This window comes from Pseudooceanicola batsensis HTCC2597, from assembly GCF_000152725.1.
GTDB lineage: Bacteria > Pseudomonadota > Alphaproteobacteria > Rhodobacterales > Rhodobacteraceae > Pseudooceanicola > Pseudooceanicola batsensis.
On record NZ_AAMO01000007.1, the window covers coordinates 84,593 to 105,078 of the forward strand.

Annotated in this window: 19 protein-coding genes; 12 read left to right on the forward strand and 7 right to left on the reverse strand. The window is 60.4% G+C overall.

All coding sequences use genetic code 11. The features are described from left to right. The first annotated feature begins 2 nt into the window (after positions 1–2). From OB2597_RS00420 to OB2597_RS00460, 9 genes are all read left to right on the forward strand, one after another. A complete protein-coding gene (locus tag OB2597_RS00420) occupies positions 3–1,154 on the forward strand; it encodes an acyl-CoA dehydrogenase family protein (RefSeq protein WP_009803519.1) in 1,152 nt (383 codons plus the stop codon). Positions 1,155–1,166: 12 nt separating this feature from the next. Continuing rightward, complete coding sequence (locus tag OB2597_RS00425) at positions 1,167–2,018, forward strand: FAS1-like dehydratase domain-containing protein (RefSeq protein ID WP_009803520.1); 852 nt, start codon at positions 1,167–1,169, stop codon at positions 2,016–2,018. A 187-nt stretch (positions 2,019–2,205) separates the two neighbouring features. Next, positions 2,206–2,985, forward strand: a complete 780-nt coding sequence (locus OB2597_RS00430; protein WP_040608818.1) for an ABC transporter ATP-binding protein — start codon at positions 2,206–2,208, stop codon at positions 2,983–2,985. A gap of 4 nt (positions 2,986–2,989) precedes the next feature. Continuing rightward, on the forward strand, positions 2,990–4,987 hold the full coding sequence (locus tag OB2597_RS00435; protein WP_238529677.1) for an AMP-binding protein: 1,998 nt from the start codon (positions 2,990–2,992) through the stop codon (positions 4,985–4,987). 15 nt (positions 4,988–5,002) lie between these two features. Beyond that, complete coding sequence (locus OB2597_RS00440; RefSeq protein ID WP_009803523.1) at positions 5,003–5,887, forward strand: branched-chain amino acid ABC transporter permease; 885 nt, start codon at positions 5,003–5,005, stop codon at positions 5,885–5,887. Positions 5,888–5,980: 93 nt separating this feature from the next. After that, on the forward strand, positions 5,981–6,943 hold the full coding sequence (locus OB2597_RS00445) for a branched-chain amino acid ABC transporter permease (RefSeq protein WP_009803524.1): 963 nt from the start codon (positions 5,981–5,983) through the stop codon (positions 6,941–6,943). Between the two features lie 32 nt (positions 6,944–6,975). After that, entirely contained in the window at positions 6,976–8,214 is a 1,239-nt protein-coding gene (locus tag OB2597_RS00450) for an ABC transporter substrate-binding protein (RefSeq protein ID WP_040608746.1), read from the forward strand. 61 nt (positions 8,215–8,275) lie between these two features. Further along, positions 8,276–9,067, forward strand: coding sequence for an ABC transporter ATP-binding protein (locus tag OB2597_RS00455; protein WP_009803526.1), 792 nt, complete (start codon positions 8,276–8,278; stop codon positions 9,065–9,067). After that, positions 8,964–9,869, forward strand: coding sequence for an SDR family NAD(P)-dependent oxidoreductase (locus OB2597_RS00460; RefSeq protein ID WP_238529678.1), 906 nt, complete (start codon positions 8,964–8,966; stop codon positions 9,867–9,869). Before OB2597_RS00455 ends, OB2597_RS00460 begins: the two co-directional genes overlap by 104 nt. Before the next feature lie 22 nt (positions 9,870–9,891). On the opposite strand, the gene OB2597_RS00465 is transcribed toward OB2597_RS00460, so the two are convergent. Next, positions 9,892–11,040 (reverse strand): CaiB/BaiF CoA transferase family protein, encoded by a 1,149-nt coding sequence (locus tag OB2597_RS00465; RefSeq protein WP_238529679.1) that lies wholly within the window; start codon positions 11,038–11,040, stop codon positions 9,892–9,894. Positions 11,041–11,108: 68 nt separating this feature from the next. Here OB2597_RS00465 and OB2597_RS00470 point away from each other — a divergent pair, with 68 nt between their 5' ends. From OB2597_RS00470 to OB2597_RS00480, 3 genes are read left to right on the forward strand one after another with little or no spacing between them, the layout of a single operon-like run. Beyond that, complete coding sequence (locus tag OB2597_RS00470; protein WP_238529680.1) at positions 11,109–11,897, forward strand: enoyl-CoA hydratase/isomerase family protein; 789 nt, start codon at positions 11,109–11,111, stop codon at positions 11,895–11,897. A 16-nt stretch (positions 11,898–11,913) separates the two neighbouring features. Then, positions 11,914–13,152, forward strand: a complete 1,239-nt coding sequence (locus OB2597_RS00475) for a thiolase family protein (RefSeq protein WP_009803530.1) — start codon at positions 11,914–11,916, stop codon at positions 13,150–13,152. A 16-nt stretch (positions 13,153–13,168) separates the two neighbouring features. Next, entirely contained in the window at positions 13,169–14,335 is a 1,167-nt protein-coding gene (locus OB2597_RS00480; RefSeq protein ID WP_009803531.1) for an acyl-CoA dehydrogenase family protein, read from the forward strand. 112 nt (positions 14,336–14,447) lie between these two features. Here OB2597_RS00480 and OB2597_RS22615 read toward each other — a convergent pair whose 3' ends face one another. The 6 genes from OB2597_RS22615 to OB2597_RS00505 all read right to left on the reverse strand — a co-directional run bounded on the left by OB2597_RS22615 (position 14,448) and on the right by OB2597_RS00505 (position 20,475). Continuing rightward, complete coding sequence (locus OB2597_RS22615; RefSeq protein WP_009803532.1) at positions 14,448–14,681, reverse strand: acyl-CoA dehydrogenase family protein; 234 nt, start codon at positions 14,679–14,681, stop codon at positions 14,448–14,450. After that, positions 14,569–14,937: an acyl-CoA dehydrogenase family protein gene (locus tag OB2597_RS22710; RefSeq protein ID WP_407636174.1), complete on the reverse strand. Its 369-nt coding sequence runs from the start codon at positions 14,935–14,937 to the stop codon at positions 14,569–14,571. Before OB2597_RS22710 ends, OB2597_RS22615 begins: the two co-directional genes overlap by 113 nt. Positions 14,938–14,999: 62 nt before the next feature. Next, positions 15,000–15,785: an IclR family transcriptional regulator gene (locus OB2597_RS00490; RefSeq protein ID WP_009803533.1), complete on the reverse strand. Its 786-nt coding sequence runs from the start codon at positions 15,783–15,785 to the stop codon at positions 15,000–15,002. Between the two features lie 143 nt (positions 15,786–15,928). After that, entirely contained in the window at positions 15,929–18,043 is a 2,115-nt protein-coding gene (locus OB2597_RS00495) for an acetate--CoA ligase family protein (RefSeq protein ID WP_238529681.1), read from the reverse strand. Positions 18,044–18,063: 20 nt separating this feature from the next. Then, entirely contained in the window at positions 18,064–19,230 is a 1,167-nt protein-coding gene (locus tag OB2597_RS00500) for an acyl-CoA dehydrogenase family protein (protein WP_009803535.1), read from the reverse strand. 30 nt (positions 19,231–19,260) lie between these two features. Continuing rightward, entirely contained in the window at positions 19,261–20,475 is a 1,215-nt protein-coding gene (locus OB2597_RS00505; protein WP_040608751.1) for a CaiB/BaiF CoA transferase family protein, read from the reverse strand. Between the last annotated feature and the right edge of the window lie 11 nt (positions 20,476–20,486).

Here is a 20,486-nt window from a genome sequence, read left to right on the forward strand (position 1 = left end):
CGATGCAGACCTCGGCCCCCGACACCCATAATGATCTGCGCGACGCAATGCGCGCGCTTTGTGCGCAGTTTCCGCCGGAATATCATCGCCGCGAAAGCTACCCCGAGGAGTTTGTCGATGCGCTGACCCGCGAGGGCTGGCTTGCCGCGATGATCCCAGAGAAATACGGTGGCTCGGGTCTGGGGTTGACGGAAGCCTCGATCATCATGGAGGAGGTGAACCGCTGCGGCGGAAACGCGGGCCATTGCCACGGGCAGATGTATAACATGGGCACGCTTCTGCGGCATGGTTCGGATGAGCAAAAGCAGAAATACCTGCCCGGTATTGCCAGCGGCGCGTTGCGCCTGCAATCCATGGCCGTGACCGAACCGACAACCGGGACCGACACCACCAAACTGAAGACCACCGCGGTCAAGAAGGGTGACCGGTATGAGATCAACGGCCAGAAGGTCTGGATCAGCCGTATCCAGCATTCCGACCTGATGATCCTGCTGGCGCGCACCACGCCCTTGAAAGAGGTCAGGAAAAAGTCGCAGGGCCTGTCGATCTTCATGGTCGATCTGAAGGCGGCAATCGGCAAGGGCATGGAGATCTGCCCGATCGACAACATGCCCAACCACGAAACCAACGAAGTGTTCTTCGACAACCTGGAAATACCCGCCGAGAACCTGATCGGCACCGAGGGGCGCGGGTTTTACCATATCCTTGACGGTCTGAACGCCGAACGCACCCTGATTGCTGCGGAATGTATCGGTGACGGCTACTGGTTCACCGACAAGGCCCGCGCCTATGCCGGCGAGCGGATCGTTTTCGACCGTCCCATCGGGCAGAACCAGGGCGTGCAGTTTCCCATTGCCAAGGCCTATGTCAACATCGAGGCCGCCAATCTGATGCGCTTTGAAGCCTGCAGGCGCTTCGATGCCGGGCTGGATTGCGGAGCGCAGGCGAATATGGCCAAGCTGCTGGCCTCGGAGGCCAGCTGGGAAGCGGCCAATGCCTGCATCCAGACCCATGGCGGCTTTGGCTTCGCACGGGAATACGATGTCGAGCGCAAGTTCCGCGAGGCGCGGCTTTACCAGGTGGCCCCGATCTCGACCAACCTGATCCTCTCCTATGTCGGTGAACATATCCTCGGCATGCCGCGATCCTTCTGAGGTTTGAGGCCCATGAGCGAGATTGACCTTGAGGCGCTGGCACCCTGGCAGGGGCGCACCGAAACCCGCGAAGACTTGCTGACACAGGGGCTGATCGACAAGTTCCGCGCCACGTTTGGCGGCCATCTTTGGGACGGCGCGGGCGATGTTCCGCTGGGCATTCACTGGTGTCTGGCCCTTGATGCCGAGCCGACCTCGGCCCTCTCAGAGGACGGCCATGCCGAAAAGGGCGGGTTTCTGCCGCCTGTCCCGCTGCCTGCCCGCATGTGGGCTGGCGGCAATGTCACCCATATCGCGCCGCTGGCAATCGGCGAGACCGTCACCCGACGCTCGACGATCGGGGATATAGCGGCCAAGCAGGGCCGCAGCGGCGTGTTGGTCTTTGTTGACCTCGAACAGGAGTTTCAAAGCGGCGACCGGCTTTGCATCCGCGAGACACAAACCATTGTCTTTCGCGGGATCACACCGCCCGGCCCGGCGCGGACCGCACCTGCACCAGCCCCCGCAGCGCCCGACGCCGCCACGCTGGCATCAAGCCTGACACCCGATCCGGTGCTGCTGTTTCGCTATTCCGCGCTGACGTTCAATTCGCATCGCATCCATTATGACCACGTCTATGCGACCGAAACCGAGTCCTATCGCGGACTGGTTGTGCACGGCCCCTTGCAGGCCACGCTGCTTCTCAACCTGGCCGCGGATGCCTTAAAAGAACCGCCAGGACGGTTTTCTTTCCGGGGTCTTGCCCCGTTGACGCTGCCCTGCAACTTGCAACTGCATAATGATGGAACCGGTGCCTCCGGAACAGTATGGTGCCAGGATCAAACCGGGATGCGGAGTTTTTCCGCCGAATATTCAGAAGTCTGAATGGTTCTTTAGGGTCAACGGACTCCGGTGTTGATTTAAATTTCTAACATATGTTAGTTTTCAGCAAGCCTCTGAAAAAAGAGGTGGGAGGAGAAACGATGCGACGAAACCATGTCACAAGCGGATCACCGTTCGATCGGGTTGAATACGGCCCGGCGGGTTGCTCAGGCCAGTCATGTGCCTTGTCATGACACTGGATGCGGGACATGCTTCAACACCGCTCGCGGTGCGCGGCGCTACACTGAAATTCGGCGGTGTGACTGCGCTCAACGATGTGAGCATTTCTGTCAACGACGATGAATTGCTTGCGATCATCGGCCCGAACGGTGCCGGGAAAACATCTTTTCTGAACGTGACCGCCGGCTTTTACCGCCCGCAAAAGGGACATGTCGAAATCTCGGGGCAGAACGTGACCGGCCTGCGCGTCGATCAGATCGCCCGGCGCGGTGTGGCGCGTACGTTTCAGGGCACTCATCTTTTTGCCGGGCAGACCGTGGTGGAAAACATCATGATTGGTCGTCACATGCTGATGAAATCGAATGTGGTCCAGGCCTTCTTCCAGTTCGGTCCCGTGATGCGCGAGGAATCGGAACATCGGGAAGCCGCAGAAGAGATCATCGACTTTCTAGAGATCGAGGCAATCCGCAACCGGCCGGTGGGCACGTTGGGATATGGGCTGCGAAAGCGTGTCGATCTGGGCCGTGCATTGGCGCAGGAACCGTCGATCCTCCTGATGGATGAACCGATGGCCGGCATGAACTCGGAAGAGAAAGAAGACCTGGCGCGCTTCATTCTCGATGTGCGCGAGGCACGCAAGATCCCAGTGGTTCTGGTCGAGCACGACATGGGCGTTGTCATGGACCTTGCCGACCGGATCGTGGTGCTGGATTTCGGGCGGGTCATTGCCGAAGGCACCCCGGAAGAAATCCAGAAGGACCCGGCTGTCATAAAGGCATATCTGGGGTAGCGGCATGGTCAAACAACGGACAGCAATGGTCTTTTCGGACCCGGCAGTGACACATAGCGAAACCCTGCCGCAGGTTTTGCTCGCGCGAGCGACATCTACACCGACCAAACTCGCGGAACGGCACAAGCGCCTGGGTATCTGGCGTGAGTTCACCTGGGCCGATGTTCTCGACAGGGTTCGCGCCTTGGCTCTCGGGTTGGAGAACCTGGGCTTGTCGGCCGGCGAATCCGTCATGATGATCGGCGAAAACGAACCCGAACATTTCTGGGCTGAATACGCGGTGCAGTCGCTGGGTGGTAAGGTTCTTTCCGTCTATCCGGATCAGACCGCCGAGGAGATCCTCTATCTGGCTGAGGATTCCCAGACGCGGATATTCCTGGCGCAGGATCAGGAGCAGGTCGATAAATGCGTCGAGATCTCTGGCACGTACTCGGGTGCGTTGGCGATCGTTTACTGGGACGATTCCGGCCTGTGGGGCTATGATCATCCCCTGTTGCATTCCTTTGAAAGTGTAAGCGCGGCAGGACGTCAGATCCACGCCAAGGAACCAACCAGATTTGAAGAACACGTAAAACGTGGACGGGCGGATGATATCGCGTTGCTGTCCTATACGTCGGGGACCACCGGAAAGCCCAAGGGTGTGGTCATCAGCCAACGCTATCTGTTCGACAACTGTTCGCGGGTGATGGGGGCGGTCGATATCGCGCCGGGCACCGAATACCTGACCTATATTTCCCCCGCCTGGGTAACTGAACAGATTTTCGGCCTTTCGATCGGGCTGCTCGCGCCCATGGTCGTCAACTTTCCCGAAGGCCCCGAGGATGTGCTTGCCAACATCCGCGAACTGGCGGTTGACGCCCTGGTGTTCAGCCCGCGGCAATGGGAAAACCTTGCCTCGATCGTTCAGGCCCGGATGCTGGGCGCGGGCAAGTTTCGCAATGCGATGTACGACTGGGGTATGAAGGTTGGCCGCGACGTTCATGTCGAACGGCTGGAAGGGCGAAAGCCCAGGCTTGCCGCGCGCCTGCAGCTTCCCTTTGCCGAGGCGCTTGTGCTGCATCACCTGCGCGACAATCTTGGCCTTGGTAAGGCCAAAAACGCAATGAGCGGCGGCGCCCTGATGGCGCCAGACGTTTTTCGTATGTTCCACGCGATGGGGGTTAAGCTGCGCAACGTGTATGGCGCGACCGAAATCGGCCTTTTGACCGCGCATGTCGGCGAAAGCTATCAGCTGGAAACCAGCGGCAGTTGGATGCAAAGCAACAAGAACTACGGCGAACCGCTAGAATACAGGGTTTCGGACGAAGGGGAGCTTCAGGTGCGTGGCGGATCGGGCTTCGGTGGCTATCACGGCAAGCCCGAGAAGACCGCCGAGGAGCTGACCGAAGACGGTTGGTACAAAACCGGTGACGCGGTGTCGATGACCGACAGTGGCGAACTTTTGTTCTTTGACCGCGTCAAGGACATGCGCCGTTTGGCAAACGGGCACAGCTATCCGCCGCAATTCATCGAGACGCGGTTGCGCTACAGCCCCTATATCAAGGATCTCATGACGCTGGGCGACGAAACCCGAAACTTCGTCAGCGCGTTGATCAATATCGATATGGAAGTCCTTGGCCGCTGGGCGGAAGAGAACAATATCAGCTTTTCGACCTACACCGATCTGTCGCAAAAAACCGAGATTCTGGAACTTATAAAAAGCGAAGTGGCGCGCATCAATGCGCTTTTGCCCGAAGGCTCACGCCTGGAGCGGTTTGCGAATTTCCCAAAGGAACTCGACCCGGACGAAGGCGAGTTGACCCGCAGCCGCAAGCTTCGGCGTGCCTTTCTGGAAGAGCGATATGCCAAGCTTGTCGAGGCAATCTATGGCGGCGACAACCAGACTGACCTTGAGATCGCCGTGACCTATCAGGATGGACGCCAAGGCGTGCTCAAAGCCACGGTTCGCATATCGGACGTCAAAAACGCATCGAAGGCTGCCAGCCGGCAGTCGCAAAATTAGGGGAGGTCGGCGACAATGGTCTATTTCATAAATGACATCATAACCGGGGCTTTGATCGGCCTGCTGTATGCATTGGTGGCCATGGGGTTCGTGGTGATTTACCGGGCCAGCAAGGTGTTCAACTTCGCGCAGGGTGAACTGGTGATCATCGGCGGTTTCATCGTCTGGTTCACGACGATGCAGGCAGGGCTTAGCCTGTGGTTGTCGATACCCCTTTCGCTGGTTCTGGCCGGGCTGGTCGGGTACGCAATCGAACGAACTTTCCTGACAAAGCTGATCGGTGAATCGGTCTTTTCGATGGTCATGGTCACGGTTGGCCTGCTGATCCTGTTGCGCGGTCTGGTGCTGCTTGTGTTCGGTCCCGCCGTGCGGCCCTTCCCGATCATTTTCCCACTGAAGCCCCTGTTCGTCGGCGATATGCTGATCCCGATGAACCTGCTGATCGGCGGGATCATCACCATTGTTGCCGCTGTCGGCCTGTCGTGGTTCTTCAACCGGACCCGGTCGGGCCTGCGGATGACCGCAGTGGCGGAAGATCACGTCGTCGCATCCTCGATGGGCATTTCGGTCAAGGGTTCGATTGCCTTTGCCTGGGTTCTCGGGGCAATCCTGTCCACGATTGGTGCAATGATCTTTCTCAGCGGCAAGTCGCTGACCTTTCTGGCCTCGGATATCGGGTTTGCCGCGCTGCCGGTGGCATTGTTTGCCGGGTTGGAATCTATCGGCGGGCTGATCCTGGCGGGTGTGATCATCGGTGTCGCCCAGAGCCTGACCACCAACTACCTTGATCCGTTGATCGGCGGCTCACTTGGCAGTGTCGTGCCTTACATCATCATGCTCGCCATCCTACTGATCCGGCCCACCGGCCTGTTCGGCTGGCGCACAATCGAGCGGGTGTAAACCATGGATCCTTCCGGCATTTTTTCCACAAGCTATCGCAGTGACAGACGTGTTGTCCGGACGCGCTGGCAGGCGCTTGCCCTGGTCGTTTTCATGGCTCTGATGCTGGCAGCACCCTATCTGGTGAGCGGGCGCATCATCGCCATCCTGAACATGATGCTGATCAGCGCCGTCATTGCTGTCGGGCTTCAGATCTGCACCGGTTATGCGGGCCAGATCAACCTGGGCCAGGCGGCGTTCATGGGGGTCGGGGCCTATACGGCTTCGATACTGGCCTCCAAGACCGGTCTGACATTCCTGCTGACGATTCCCCTGGCCGGGATCTCGGCCGCCCTGTTCGGTTTTCTCTTTGGCCTGACTGCGGCACGGATCAAGGGATTTTACCTGGCTCTGACCACGATTGCGGCGCAGTTCATCTTTCACTTTGCCGTCCTGAACCTGCCATCGAGCTGGATGGGCGGGTCAAACGGGATCACCGTCCCGCCGGCAGAACTTTTAGGACTGCGCTTTGTCGGCGAGACTTCTCAGTTCTACCTGAATCTTGCAGTCGCGGCAATCATGATCGCGGGCGCGTTCGGGATCGTGCGATCCCGCTTTGGCCGCGCATTTGTGGCGGTCCGGGACGACGACGTGGCAGCGGGGATCATGGGGATCAATGTCGCGGCCACAAAGGCGAATGCCTTTCTGATCGGAGCGTTCTATGCCGGCGTCGGCGGGGCGCTGTGGGCCTATCTGATCCGCTTTGTCGGGGTGGATCAGTTCACCCTGTTCCATTCGATCTTCTTCGTGGCAATGATCATCGTCGGCGGCATGGGCTCGATCGTGGGGGCTCTGGTCGGGGTCTTCGTCATCCGCATCATTCAGGAAATCATCGCGACGGTTGGCCCCAATATCGCCGAGTCGGTGTCCTTTCTTGGCGGCGATATCGTGTTCGCCGGCATGAATGTCGTTCTTGGCGGCGTGATCGCGATGTTCATGATCCTTGAACCCAAGGGGCTGATGCACCGCTGGAACATCCTGAAATCATCATACCGTATCTGGCCGTTTCCTTACTGATCTGGGGCGGCATTCAACCTGGGAGGAAGAACATGACATACCAAACGAAACGGGGGCTTCGCGGCTTTCTGGCAGCGGGCGCTATGGCCGTCGCGGCGACCATGCCTTTGAAAGCGAAGGCCGAAGAGATCTATAATCTGGCCCTGCTGTCGGACTTTTCCGGCCCCTATGCTGACATCATGCCCATTCTGGCCGGCGGACGCGAAGCCGTGTTCACCTGGTGGAATGAAACCCGAGGTCAGGACCTTGGCGTCACGCTGAACTACAAGAATTACGAAACCCGCTATGACGCGGCACAGGTGGCAAGTCTCTGGCCCGGGATCAAATCGGAACTGGACCCGATTGCGGTTGTCGGGCTCGGCGGGCCTGACGTGGCGGCTCTTTCCGAACGCCTGCCGGAAGACAAAATTCCGATGTTCATGGCGACAGCGGCCTACGGTTTTGCCTGGCAGCCGGATGCCTGGATTTTCAACCCACGCCCGACCTATTCGCACGAAAGCGCGGGCTTTCTGAACTGGATGCGTGAACAGCGCGGCGGAGACGAACCGTTCAAGGTTGCAATCCTCGCCTCCGAAGCCTCGCCTGCCTATGTCGACATGGCAAAGGGCCTTGAACTCTATGCCGAAGAGCACCCCAAAGAGATCGACCTCGTAGAGGTCATTTATACCGAGGTGCAACCCACCGATCTGACGGGGCAAATGCGCCGCGTTGTACGGGCCGGGGCCGAGGCGCTGATTATCCAAACGAACACCTCTATCGTGGTTGCCGCGAAACGTGGCCTGCAGGCCAATGGGGCGAACATCCCGATCATGATGAGTTCGCATAACGGTCTTCCAGCCTCGGGGGCGGCACTTGGCGGTCTTGAGCAACTGGAGGGAGACTTTGAAGCCTACGGCATGGCGATTGCGGCCGATGAGGACACTCCCGCGCGACAATTCTACGAGACATTGGTTACAGAGTACGGGCTCGAGGCACCTTGGAACGTCGTGACAGCAATGGGTGTGTCGCAGGGTCTTTATACCGTGACCGTGATCCAGCACGCGATCGAGGCGAACGGCGCCGAAGGACTGACCGGCGAGAAAGTACGCGAAGCCCTTTTTGCTCAAACGATCACGACCGAAGAAACCCACGGCTTTCTTCCCTCCCTCACGTTTACTCCCGAAGCGCCTTTTCCATTGGAAGGCCTCAAAGTGAATGTCGGGACCGTCAAAAACGGGAAAATCACCATCGAAGCGACCGGCGTCGATATTCCTGAAGTCAAGAAATGGTGAACCAAACTGGGCACCGCATCAGCGGTGCCCGTCCTTATCCTCAGCCCCGGGCAATACGACCATGCTGGAACTCAACAACGTAGAAGTGACATATTCCGATGTCATCCTGGCGCTCAAAGGCGTGTCCATGACAGTGCAGGAAGGTCAATGTGTTGCGCTGCTGGGCGGCAATGGCGCGGGCAAGAGCACGACACTCAAGGCCATCTCGGGAACGCTCAAATCCGAGGATGGCAACGTCTCGGCGGGGTCCATCATTCTGGACGGCACCCCTGTTCAGAACATGGAAGCGTCGAAGGTTGTGAAGAACGGCCTGATCCACGTAATGGAGGGCCGGCGCGTGCTGCGTCATCTGACGTCTGAGCAAAACCTGATCGTGGGCGGGCATATGGTGCCCAACGCCGCCGAGCTGAAAACCCGGCTGGATCATGTTTATACCCTGATTCCGCGGCTTGCGGACCTGCGCAACCGCACCGCGGGCTTCATGTCCGGCGGCGAACAGCAACTGTTGCTGATCGGCCGGGCTATGATGGCCAAGCCCAAGATCATCGCGATCGACGAGCCGTCCCTGGGACTGGCGCCGATGATGATCCGGGATGTCTATGACGTTCTCAAGCAGCTCAAATCCGAAGGCACCACCTTTTTCCTGGTCGAACAGAACAGCGCAGCAGCGCTGTCCATCGCCGACTATGCCTATGTGATGGAAAACGGACGGATCGTGATGGACGGCCCGGCAGACAAGCTCGCCGACAATGAGGACATCAAGGAATTCTACCTTGGCGTTACCGCGTCCGGCGAACGAAAGAGCTATCGCGACATCAAACATTATCGCCGCCGCAAGAGATGGCTGGGATAGGAAGGGAACTGAAATGAGTGAATTGCTTGCCATCAAGGAACGCACCGCTTTCGTGACCGGGGCCGGTCAGGGCGTGGGCCGTCAGGTCGCGCTGTATCTGGCGGAACACGGCGCGGGTGCTGTTGTCGTCAACGATTTCCATGCCGACCGGGCACAGAGCGTTGCCGCAGAAGTGGAAGCCGCCGGGGCAAAGGCGCTGCCGCTGGCCTTCGATGTCTCGGATTTCGATGCCGTCCGCGCGGCGTTTGCCGAGGCGCAGACCGCCTTTGGCGGCGTGGATATTCTGGTCAACAACGCAGGCAATGCCGGGCCGACATCGGGGCTGGACGATCTTGTTCCGTTCTGGGAATCCGATCCCGCCGAATGGCGCCGCTGGATGGCCACCAATTTCGACGGGGTTCTGAACTGCACCCGACACGCCATGCCCCTGATGGTCAAGGGCGGCTATGGCCGCATCGTAACCGTCATTTCCGATGCCGGTCGCGTCGGCGAACCGCATCTGGCGGTTTATTCCGGGGCCAAGGCCGGCGCGGCGGGCTTCATGCGGGCAATTGCCAAGGCCGGCGGCCGGTTCGGGATTACCGCGAATTGCGTCGCTCTGGGTGGCACAAGAACCCCGGCGGTTGCCGACCTGATCCCGGATGAAGCGACCGAGAAGCGGGCCTTGTCGCAATATGTGATCCGCCGTCTGGGCGAACCGGAAGATCCCGCCGGAATGATCCTGTTTCTCTGCTCTGATGCCGCCAGCTGGATCACCGGCCAGACCTATCCGGTGAACGGGGGATATTCCTTTGCCTGCTGACCGCAAATGTGGGTGGGCTCCGTCAGACGGAGCCCGCTGCAAGAACGCTGTCAGTGTCAGCGCCCAGCTCTGGCGGCAGGCCAGGCGTCGCACATTCGAAATCGTCGAATTTCAGAGGTTGGACGAGGAATGTCTCGGTCTTGCCGCCTTCATGCGCAATCGTGCGCAGCAACTGCCGCGCACGAACATGCGGGTCGTCCAGCGTTTCGACCAGCGAATTGACCGGTCCCCATGGCACGCCCGCCTTGTCCAGAAGATTGCCCCATTCGGCGCGCGTCTTGCCCACCATGACCGCCGCGATCTCTTCGCGGAGCGCGTCTTTGCGGGCGACACGGTCGCGGCCTGTCAACGGCGCAAGATCCGCTCTGTCGATCACATCGCAGAACGGTTGCCAGAACCAGTCCTCATGCGCGATGGACAAGGTCATGAGCTTGCCGTCTTTACAGGTGAACACGCCATAGCCCGGCTCGGCGATGAACTCGCCCAGCGGCGTGCCGTTGGCGGCCGGAACGAGGAAGGCGGTCAGCATGGAAACCACCGCATCCGACATCGAGACATCCACATAACGCCCCTGCCCCGTCCGCTGGCTCGACACCACCGCCGACAGGATTGCGATCGCCGCGAACAGCGCCGCGCCAACATCCGCCAGCGGGATCGCGGGCACGGCACCGGGCTGCCCGGCATCGGCCTGTTCGGCCAGCAGGCCCCCAACGCCCTCATAGCTCAGGTCATGCCCCGCCCTGTCACGGTAAGGGCCGTCCTGCCCGTAGCCCGAAATCGACACATATACCAGCTGTGGGTTGACCCGGCGCATGTCTACGAACCCGGCACCAAGGGCTGCCAGTTTGCCGGGTCGGAACCCTTCGACGATAACATCCGAGTCCTTGGCCAGACCGCGAAACCGTGCCAACCCCTCGGCGGATTTCAGGTCAAGCGCCACGCTGCGCTTGCCGCGATTCAGAGCCCGAAACAGCGGCGGAAACTGCCGGGCCGGATCGCCGACGCCCGGTCGTTCGATCATGATCACCTCGGCCCCCATGTCCGACAACAGCATGGTCGCATAGGGACCGGGGAATTGTTCGGCGAGGCTGAGGATTTTCAGGCCGGCCAGGGGTGCGTTGCTCATATCGGGCTCCAATGTTCGGTTTATCCGCGTGCGGGTCCGCCTCATAGCAGCGCAAATTGCTGGAAATGACAAGTTGAAAATGGCATAATATCCATATCTTTCAGGAGCTTACCGTGATTGAAGCCAAGCAAACGCTATCCGTCGAACGGATAGCCCGAACCGAATGGATCACCTTCCAGCGGACCGACCAGTTAAACGCCATGTCCACGCAGATGCTGCGCGAGATGACAGATGTGCTGGAAGCGGCGATGGCAGACGACGCGGTGCGCGCGATCGTCCTGACCGGTTCGGGCCGGGCGTTCTGCGCCGGCGCCGACCTGAAAGAGGTTGCGGGCGCCAAACATGCGCCCGGCGAACCGGATCTTCTCGACCTCGTCGATCACACGTTTGGACTGATGCGACATGGCCCCAAACCCATGATCGCCGCCGTGAACGGGCTGGCCATGGCGGGCGGTCTGGAAATGGTGATGGCCTGCGATCTGGTCTTTGCCGCCGAAAGCGCGCAGATGGGCGACGCACACTCCAATTTCGGGGTCTTTCCCGGAGCAGGCGGTGCGGCGGTCCTGCCGCGCAGGATTGGCCTGAACCGCGCGAAATACCTGCTGTTCTCGGGCGAGAACGTTTCGGCGCGGGACATGATGGACTGGGGGCTGGTCAACAAGGTCGTCGCGGACGAAGACCTGCGCGACGCGGTGCAGACCTTTACCGACAGACTGGCAGACAAAAGCCCGGCGGTTTTGCGCCGTATGAAGGCGGTTGCCAACCGATCAATGGACGTGGACGGAACCGCCGCCCTGTCCGAAGAGATGCTGAACCTGCGCGCGCACATGCGGTCCTGGGACATGCACGAGGGCCTGTCGGCGTTCAACGAAAAGAGAAAACCGCAGTTTCGCGGATACTAGATCAGGAGGACAAACGATGCAGGACATTTACGTCGTTGGCATCGGGATGACGCCGTTCGGAAAATTCCGGGACAAAACCATCAAGGCCATGACCGGCGAGGCCGTCGTCGCCGCCCTTTCAGACGCCGGAGTTACGGTTGATCGCATCGACGGCGCGTTCTTCTCGAACGCGGTGCAGGGTCACATGGAAGGCCAGCACATGATACGGGGCGAGATCGCACTACGCGAGATGGGCCTTCAGGGCATTCCGGTGGTGAATGTCGAAAACGCCTGTGCCAGCGCCTCGACCGGGTTCAAACTGGCGGTGGATTTTCTCAAGGCGGGCAATGGCGATTGCTGCCTCGCCGTAGGCGCCGAAAAGATGTATTCCGACGACCGCGCGTTAATGTTTTCGGCCTTCGACAGCGGCTGGGACGTCAGCAACGGCGACGAGGTCGCGCAACGGCTGGCCGATCTGGGTGCCGGAGTCGAGGAACCCGAAGGATTCAAATCGCCCAAGCCCTACAGCGTGTTCATGGATGTCTATGCAGGCTTCGCGCGGTTGCATATGAATACCTTTGGCACCACGCAGGAACAGTTCGCCGCCGTCGCCGCCAAGAACCATGCACATTCCGCGCATAACCCGCTGGCGCAGTACCGCGATGTAATGAGTGTCGATCAGGTTCTGGCCGCCCCGCCCATCACCTATCCGCTAACGCTGCCGATGTGCGCCCCGATTTCGGACGGTGCCGCGGCGGCGGTGCTTTGTACGGGCGAGGGCCTCAAACGGCTGGGGCTCGATCCCGCCCGCGCGATCAAGGTCAAGGCCGCGATCCTGCGCTCGGGCACCGATCGTCCGCCGGAAGATTACAAGAACCACCTGACCCGGCTGGCCGCGCTTCAGGCCTATAACCAAGCCGGGCTCGGCCCCGAGGATATGTCGGTGGCCGAAGTGCATGACGCCACCGCCGTCGGTGAAGTAATCCAGATCGAGAACCTCGGGTTTGTCGAATTCGGTGAGGGCGGCCCGGCCAGTTTGCGCGGCGACACAAAGATCGGCGGACGCATTCCGGTGAACCCCTCGGGCGGATTGGAATCCAAGGGCCACCCGGTCGGGGCCACCGGTATCGGGCAGGTCTTTGAACTGGTCACGCAACTGCGCGGCGAAGCCGGCGCGCGTCAGGTCGAAGGGGCGCAGAACGCCATCGCCGAAAACGGTGGGGGCTTGCACGGGGTAGAAGAAGCTGCCGCCTGTGTCACCATTCTCGGCCGCTGAAACAGGGAATAGAATTATGGAAAACGTGATCGCCGCCGCTCAGGCAATCTATACAGACGAGCAACGCATGTTGCTGGAGAACTTCCGCAAGATGGCCGAGGCAGAGTTCGCTCCGCTGGCGGAGAAATACGAAGAGCTGGGCCACCCGCCCGACGCGGACACGTTGAAATCATTGTTCGCCAAGGTCGAGGAATTTGGGCTGATCAGCGGCCTGATCCCCGAGAAAGACGGCGGTGCCGGAATCGACCGCATGACCTATGGCATCCTTTACGAGGAACTGGCCCGGATATGGGCAGATCTGGCAATTGCGGTCCTGATCCAAGGCCACGCCGTGTTTGCGGTCAACCTTCTGGGAAATCCGGCGCAGAAAGAGGCTTATCTGAAGCCGCTCCTGCGCAGCGAACGAATCTGTGCCACCTGTATTTCCGAACCAGAGGTCGGCTCGAACGTGCGCGAGGTCAAAACCCGCGCAGACCGCGAGGGCGACAAGATTTTCGTCACCGGCCAGAAGCTCTGGATTTCCAATGGGGCCCAGTCGGATTTCGCCATCGTTGTCTGCAATCTGGATGACGGTATTGCCATGGTCATCGTCGACCGTGACACCGGCGGATACGAAAGCCGCGAATTGCGCAAGCTGGGGCTTGTTGGTGCATCGACCTGCGAATTGTTTTTCGACCGGGCCGAAACCACCGCCGAACATGTTCTCGGTAATGCAGGCGGGGGCCTGTTCCAGACTTTGAAGCTGTTTGAAAGCGCACGCGTGTTTGTCGGCCTGACCAGCATTGGCATTGCCCAGGCAGCACTGGAATGTGCCGTCAAATATGCGCAGGAACGCGAACAGCACGGCAAGCCCATCGGCGGGCACCAGTTGATCCAGGGCTACCTGGCCGACATGGCTACGCAGCTGGATGCGGCGCGATTGTTGTGCCAGCGCGGGCTGCAACTTCTGGACCTGGGCGTGCGCTGCGACACCCAGACCTCGATGGCGAAATGGTATGCGACGGAAATGGCTGTCGAAATCGCCAGCAAGGCCGTGCAGATCCACGGCGGCAACGGCATCACAAAGGAGTTTCCCGTCGAACGGCACTTCCGCAATACCAAGGTAATGCCAATCCCGGACGGAACGACCGAGATCCAGAAGCTGGTCATTGGGCGCAACCTGACCGGCCTGAATGCGTTCTGAAACACGCCCGGGCGGGAACGGCACAGACAGTGCAGCCACTTCATGATCGTTCCCGCCCAACGGCGTTACGCAGTTCGATCCAAGCTTTGCCTCGGGCCGGGGGGCAAGGCAGTCAGCCCCGCAGGGCCGAGATGCCCAAAGCCCCCTGCGCCAGAAGCAGCGCCTGAAGCTGGTTGGTGCCTTCAGCAATCGTGAGATGTCGCACATCGCGATAGTAGCGTTCGACCGGGAAATCACGGGTGTAGCCAGCCCCGCCGTGCACCTGCAAGGCGGTCTCGCAAACCCACAGTGCCGTGTCGGAATTTTGGCGCTTGGCCATGGGACAGGCCCGGCCGCGATCCAGCACCCCCACGATCCAGTGCGTCGGTGGCGCGGCAGGCCAGCAGCCGCGAGGTTTCCGCGCCAGTCATCATTTCAGCGATCATCTGCTGTACCAGCTGAAACCCTGCGATCTTACGTCCGAACTGTTCTCGCTCGCCCGCATAGCGCAGTGCCGCCTCATAGGCTGCAATTGACAGACCGAGACAGGTGAAGGAAACGAAACAGCGACCCACATTTAGGTAATGCTTGGCGATGGCGAACGCCTCGCCCTCGGCGCCGATTAGTCCCTCTTTTTAGTGAAGTCGGACCATATTTCACGACGCTTGCTGCAGGTCAGGGACCGTTAACTCATCTTTCTCAGTTTTTGAACGATTTCTTCGCGCATGATCCCTACGATCTTTTTCTCGGACCGCAAGATAACATCAGTTGGAGCACCAACCCCGACAGCGAAAAGACGCGAACTCAGGTGGTTAGGAAACGGCATGGAAATCAACCCGCTCCCTTGAACGACCTGATCGGTCGAAAGATAATATCCCTTCGCACGGGTTTCTGCCAGCGAGGCAACGAAGGCCTTCACGTCCACTGCCGGTTGATCGGGCGCGCGATAAGCATTGATCTTGCGGAGCAGACTACTCACTTCGTCGTCGCTGAAGCGGCTCAGCAGAACACGCCCAACACCCGAGTTCCCCAGCGGACGACGCGTCCCGAGTGATATGTGGTGGATCGACGATTTTTTCGGACGGATAACTTGTAAATACTCGGCTTCGTCCCCGTTCTTAGTTGCCAAAACCACCACATGCTGTGTGCGTTCCGAAACTGCCCTTAGCAGCCGGTGGATCGTGCCTTCGCCGAACAGATCTGGATTCATCCACGAACCCAAAAGCGGAACGCGCTCGGTGGGAAAGTAACTCTTCCTCCCGGCGTCGTGCGAGAGAAATCCAAGCTTGACCAAGCTTTTGAGCAGCGCCGAGGTGCTCGACTGTGGGTACCCCAGTTCCTTGGCTACTTCAACGACCGACAGCGGACGGCGAACTTCATCGAAGTACACCAAAGTTTGACAGGTGCGCGCCACCGATTTCACGATGTGATCGCCGCCTGTCTTTACCAAGGCCTGACGCGCGTTTTCCATGTTCCCCTCCCCTGCGTGCGATTATGTGCACAGCGTTCTGTAAAGCAGAATGATTGCGCATACAGATTCTGTCAACTGTTAGAAAATCGCAGGAGGCGCGCCACTCGCGGCTTGGATAGCAGGAGAGATTTCGGCCTCGGTAATCAGTGGCCTCCTCGCTCGGTGGGTATGATTACACCGTCAGCGGCGACAGCGCCCTGCCCGCTGGCCCCGACGATCAATGGATTGACATCAATGGTATCAAGCGCTGCCCCGTGTTGCACTGCAAAGGCAGACAGCCGCGCAAGAGCGTCGGCGAGCGCGTCAATGTCGCGTTCAGGCGCGCCCCGGAATGCGTCCAGAAGTTTGCGGCTGCGGATTTCGTCAATCATGCGACTCGCTTCGGCCGGGCCGAACGGCGCAACACGGAACGACACGTCTTCGAGAGCCTCGACAAACACGCCGCCCAGACCGAACATGACCACCGGCCCGAAAGCCGGGTCCTGGGTCACGCCAAGAATGGCTTCCAGTCCGGGCTCTGCCTGTTCGGCGACGACAAGCCCGTCGATCCGCGCGTCAGGCATTTTCTCGGATGCCAGCTTCAGGATCCGTGCCCCGGCGGCGCGGACATCTTCGACCGAACGCAGGTCCAGCGCAACGCCCCCGATGTCGGATTTGTGCAGGATGTCGGGCGAGGCAATCTTCAGAACAACTGGGAATCCCATTTCTTGCGCTGCTTGGGCTGCCGCTTCGGGGGTGGTGGCCAGGGTTTCGTGCACGATCCCGATGCCAGCCTCGGCAAGCAGGGCCTTGGCTTCGATCTCGTTCACCATTCCGTCCGGCAACGGCGACAGGTTGGACAGTTCGGGTATCGGATCATTTTCGCCTGCTCGTGCGAAGGATCGGGCGAAATAGCGCAACGCGGCCATCGCGCGGACGGCGCGGGTAGGTTCCTCGAACACGATGAACCCTGACTTTTCATATGCGGCACGACCCTCTGGCTCTGTTAGCGAACAGAATAGCATCGGCCGACCGGGATACTTCTCGCGAATCCGCTCCAGACCGCTTCGAATGGCTTCGTTCAGGTCGGCGACAAGACCGACCGTCGACATGAAGATAATCGCCCCGTCGATCTCGCCATCGCCAAACAACACATCCATGTTGGTTTCCAGGAGGTCAATCTGGTTGACAAGCTGCGCCGTCACATCGACCGGGTTTCGGACACCGGCAAAAGGCAGCACCTCCTTCAGCTTTTTCTGGGCATGATCGGGAAGCGCGGGCACGTCCAGTTCCAGCTTCTCGGCCTCGTCGGCCATAAGCACTCCGACGCCGCCCGAGACCGTAACAAGGCCCAGCCGGTCGCCCTGCATCATCGAACCGGATTCCGCGCAAGCATAGGTCACATCGAACATTTCATCGACCGATTGCGCCCGGTAAACGCCGTATTGCCGGAAAGCCGCGTCATAGACCGCATCGGCCCCGGCCAGCGAAGCCGTGTGCGACTGCGCGGCCTCCGCGCCGACCGCGCTGCGTCCGACCTTCATCATGACCACCGGCTTTTCCCGGGCCCGCGCCATTTCAAGGGCCTCGACAAGTCTGTCGCGATCCGTCGCGCCTTCGAGATATCCCATGATCACGCGGGTATCGTCATCTTGCGCGCAATAGGCCACCGCGTCGGCAAAATCGACATCGCAGGAATTGCCCGTCGTTGCCCAGATGTTGACCCCGAGGCCGCGCATTCGAACGAGCGTCATGCAATAGGAGCCAAAGGCGCCGCTCTGGCTGACGATCGAAACGCCGCCCGGTTTTGGCAAGTGTTTCTCGACCCCCGGAGTGAACGTTGCATAGAGGTTGTGGCGAACGTTGGCGATGCCAAGACAGTTCGGCCCCACGAGCCGCATGCCGCCCTCGCGCGCGATGTCGACCATGCGCGCCTGCAGCGCGGCCCCGTCGGCATCAACCTCCGAGAAGCCCGAGCTGAAGATCACCGCGCCCCGAACACCGCGGGCCGCGCATTGCTCGACTGCCTGAACGGCCAGCGGCGCGGGCAGCGCGATCACGGCCATGTCGGGCGTCGTCGGGGCCTCCGAGATCGACGGATAGGCCGCCAGGCCCTGCACCTGGGGCGATTTGGGGTTGATAGGCAGGATCGGGCCATCGAAGCCGTGCCTTATCAAAAAGTCCACCGGCCTCCCGCCGATGCGCTTGGGGTCGCCCGAGGCGCCAATCACAGCCACCGAGCGAGGGGCAAAAACTGCATCCATTCCGTGAATTCGCATGGGTCTTCCTTTGGTTCTTCCTAGTAAGATTTTGGCAGGCCGAGCGCGTGTTCCGCGATGAACGAAAGCACCAGTTGCGGGGTCACCGGCGCGATGCGGAACAGAATCGCTTCCCGAACCAGGCGCTCGACATGGTATTCCTTGGCATATCCAAATCCGCCAAAGGTCAGCTGCGCGGTCTGCGTCGCTTTCACCGCCGCTTCGCCGGCTAGGTATTTGCCTGCGTTGGCTTCGTTTCCGCAGGGCTTGCCGGCATCGTAAAGCGCGCCGGCGTTCATCGCCATGAGGTTAGCGGCTTCCAGCTCGGCCCAGCAGGCGGCCAGCGGGTGCTGCACACCCTGGTTCTGTCCGATCGGCCTGCCAAAGACGACACGCTCATTGGCGTAATCCGCCGCACGCCGAAGCGCGTTGCGCCCGATGCCCACCGCTTCGGCGGCGACCAGGACCCGTTCGGGGTTCAGCCCGTGCAGGATCTGGCGAAAGCCCTGGCCCTCTTCCCCGATCAAGTCCTCGGCCGGGATCGGAAGACCGTCGATGAACAGTTCGTTCGAGTCGACACATTTCCGGCCCATCTTTTCGATCTCGCGCACGCTAACGAATGTTCGGTCCAGATCGGTGTAAAAAAGGCTCAAGCCTTCTGTCGGTTTCTTGACGTCCTCAAGCGGGGTCGTGCGCGCCAGAAGCAGGATCTTGTCGGCGATCTGGGCGGTCGAAATCCAGACCTTTTGGCCGTGCACCACGTAGCGGTCGCCCTGACGAACGGCGCGTGTCTTCAGCTTGGTGGTGTCCAGGCCGGTCGTGGGTTCGGTCACGCCGAAACACGCACGTTCATCGCCTGCCACCAAGGGCGGAAGATGCTTCTTTTTCTGGTCTTCGGTGCCAAACTTCACCACCGGGTTCAGGCCGAAGATGTTCATGTGGATCGCCGAGGCGGCACTGTTGCCGCCGCCGGATTCCGCAATGGCCTGCATCATGATCGCGGCATCGACGATCCCAAGACCGGAGCCCCCGTATTCTTCGGGAATGGCAATCCCCAGCCAGCCATCGCGGGCCAGTTTCTGATGCAACTCCCGCGGGAACCCGCCTTCGCGATCGCGGGTCAGCCAAAACTCGTCGTCGAATTCCTCGCAGATCCGCAGGACGGCATCGCGGATTCCCTGCTGCTCTGAAGTCATCTGATAGGTCATGATTTCCTCCTTGGATCTTGCGGACGTGGATCAGTGGCCCGGCTCGGCCACGGCGCCCTTTTCAATCAGCGCTTCGATGTCATCGGCGTCATAGGCGAGTTCCTGCAAGATCGCGCGGCTGTCGGCGCCCAGTTCGCCGCGCCCAAGCCAGCGCAGCCGCCCCGGCGTCTTGTCCAGCTTTGGCACCGGCCCTACGACCTTGGTGTCGTCGCCATCCACACCGACAATACTCCCCCGGGCTTCGATCTGAGGATCGGCCAGGATGTCATCAACGTCATAGACCATCGCTGCCACCGCATCGTGGGCGTCAAAGATGTCGATTGCCTCCTTCGCGTCATGCTTGGCAACGAATGCCCCGAGCCGGTCGACGATTTCGTCCATATGCTCTGCAAAACCGTCGAGGCTCTGGAACTGCGGCTGTTCCGCCCATGTCTTGCCACCTGCCGCCTCCAGCAGGCGCCGCCCGGTTGCCGCACTGCCCGCGCTGACGGTGATCCATTTTCCGTCCCGGGCACGGAACACCCCCGCCGGGGCGTAGGAATTCGGGGCCTGAAGTCCATTTCGGTCAACCGGCAGTCCCGCGCCGGTGCGCGTGGGCACGTGGTAGTCGATCAAACGCAAGAGCGGCTCAAAAATGGCCAGGTCTACCACCTGCCCCCGGGCACTGCCGTTTCGCACCGCATGCAGCGCCATCATCGTGCCGTAGGCCGCCATTAGACCGGTCGTCGAATCCGCCGCAGGGAAACCGGGATGCATCGGTGCATTGTCAGCAAAGCCCGTGATGTGGGCCAGACCGCTCATGGCTTCACCGGCCCGACCGAAACCAGGCCAAGAGGCGCGTGGCCCCGTCTGGCCGTAACCCGAGATCCGCACGATCACCAGATCGGGGTTCCAGTCATGCAAGACCTCTGGTGCCAACCCTGCTCTTTCCAGAACGCCGGGGCGAAAGTTCTCGATGAGTACATGGGCGTTTTCGACCAGTCGGCGCAGAATGGCGCGACCGTCTTCACTCTTCCAGTCCAGCGCCATCAGACGTTTGTTTCGTGCCAGCGTCTTCCACCACACACCGACGCCATCCTTGGCGCGCGCGCTCAGCACCCGGAGCATGTCCCCCTGTCCCGGACGTTCGATCTTGACCACGTCGGCGCCGAAGTCGGACAGCAATGCGCCACACATCGGTGCGGCGATCACATGACCCAGTTCAATCACCCTCACATCGCTCAGTGGTCCATTCTCAATTTTCACGCGGCTGCCTC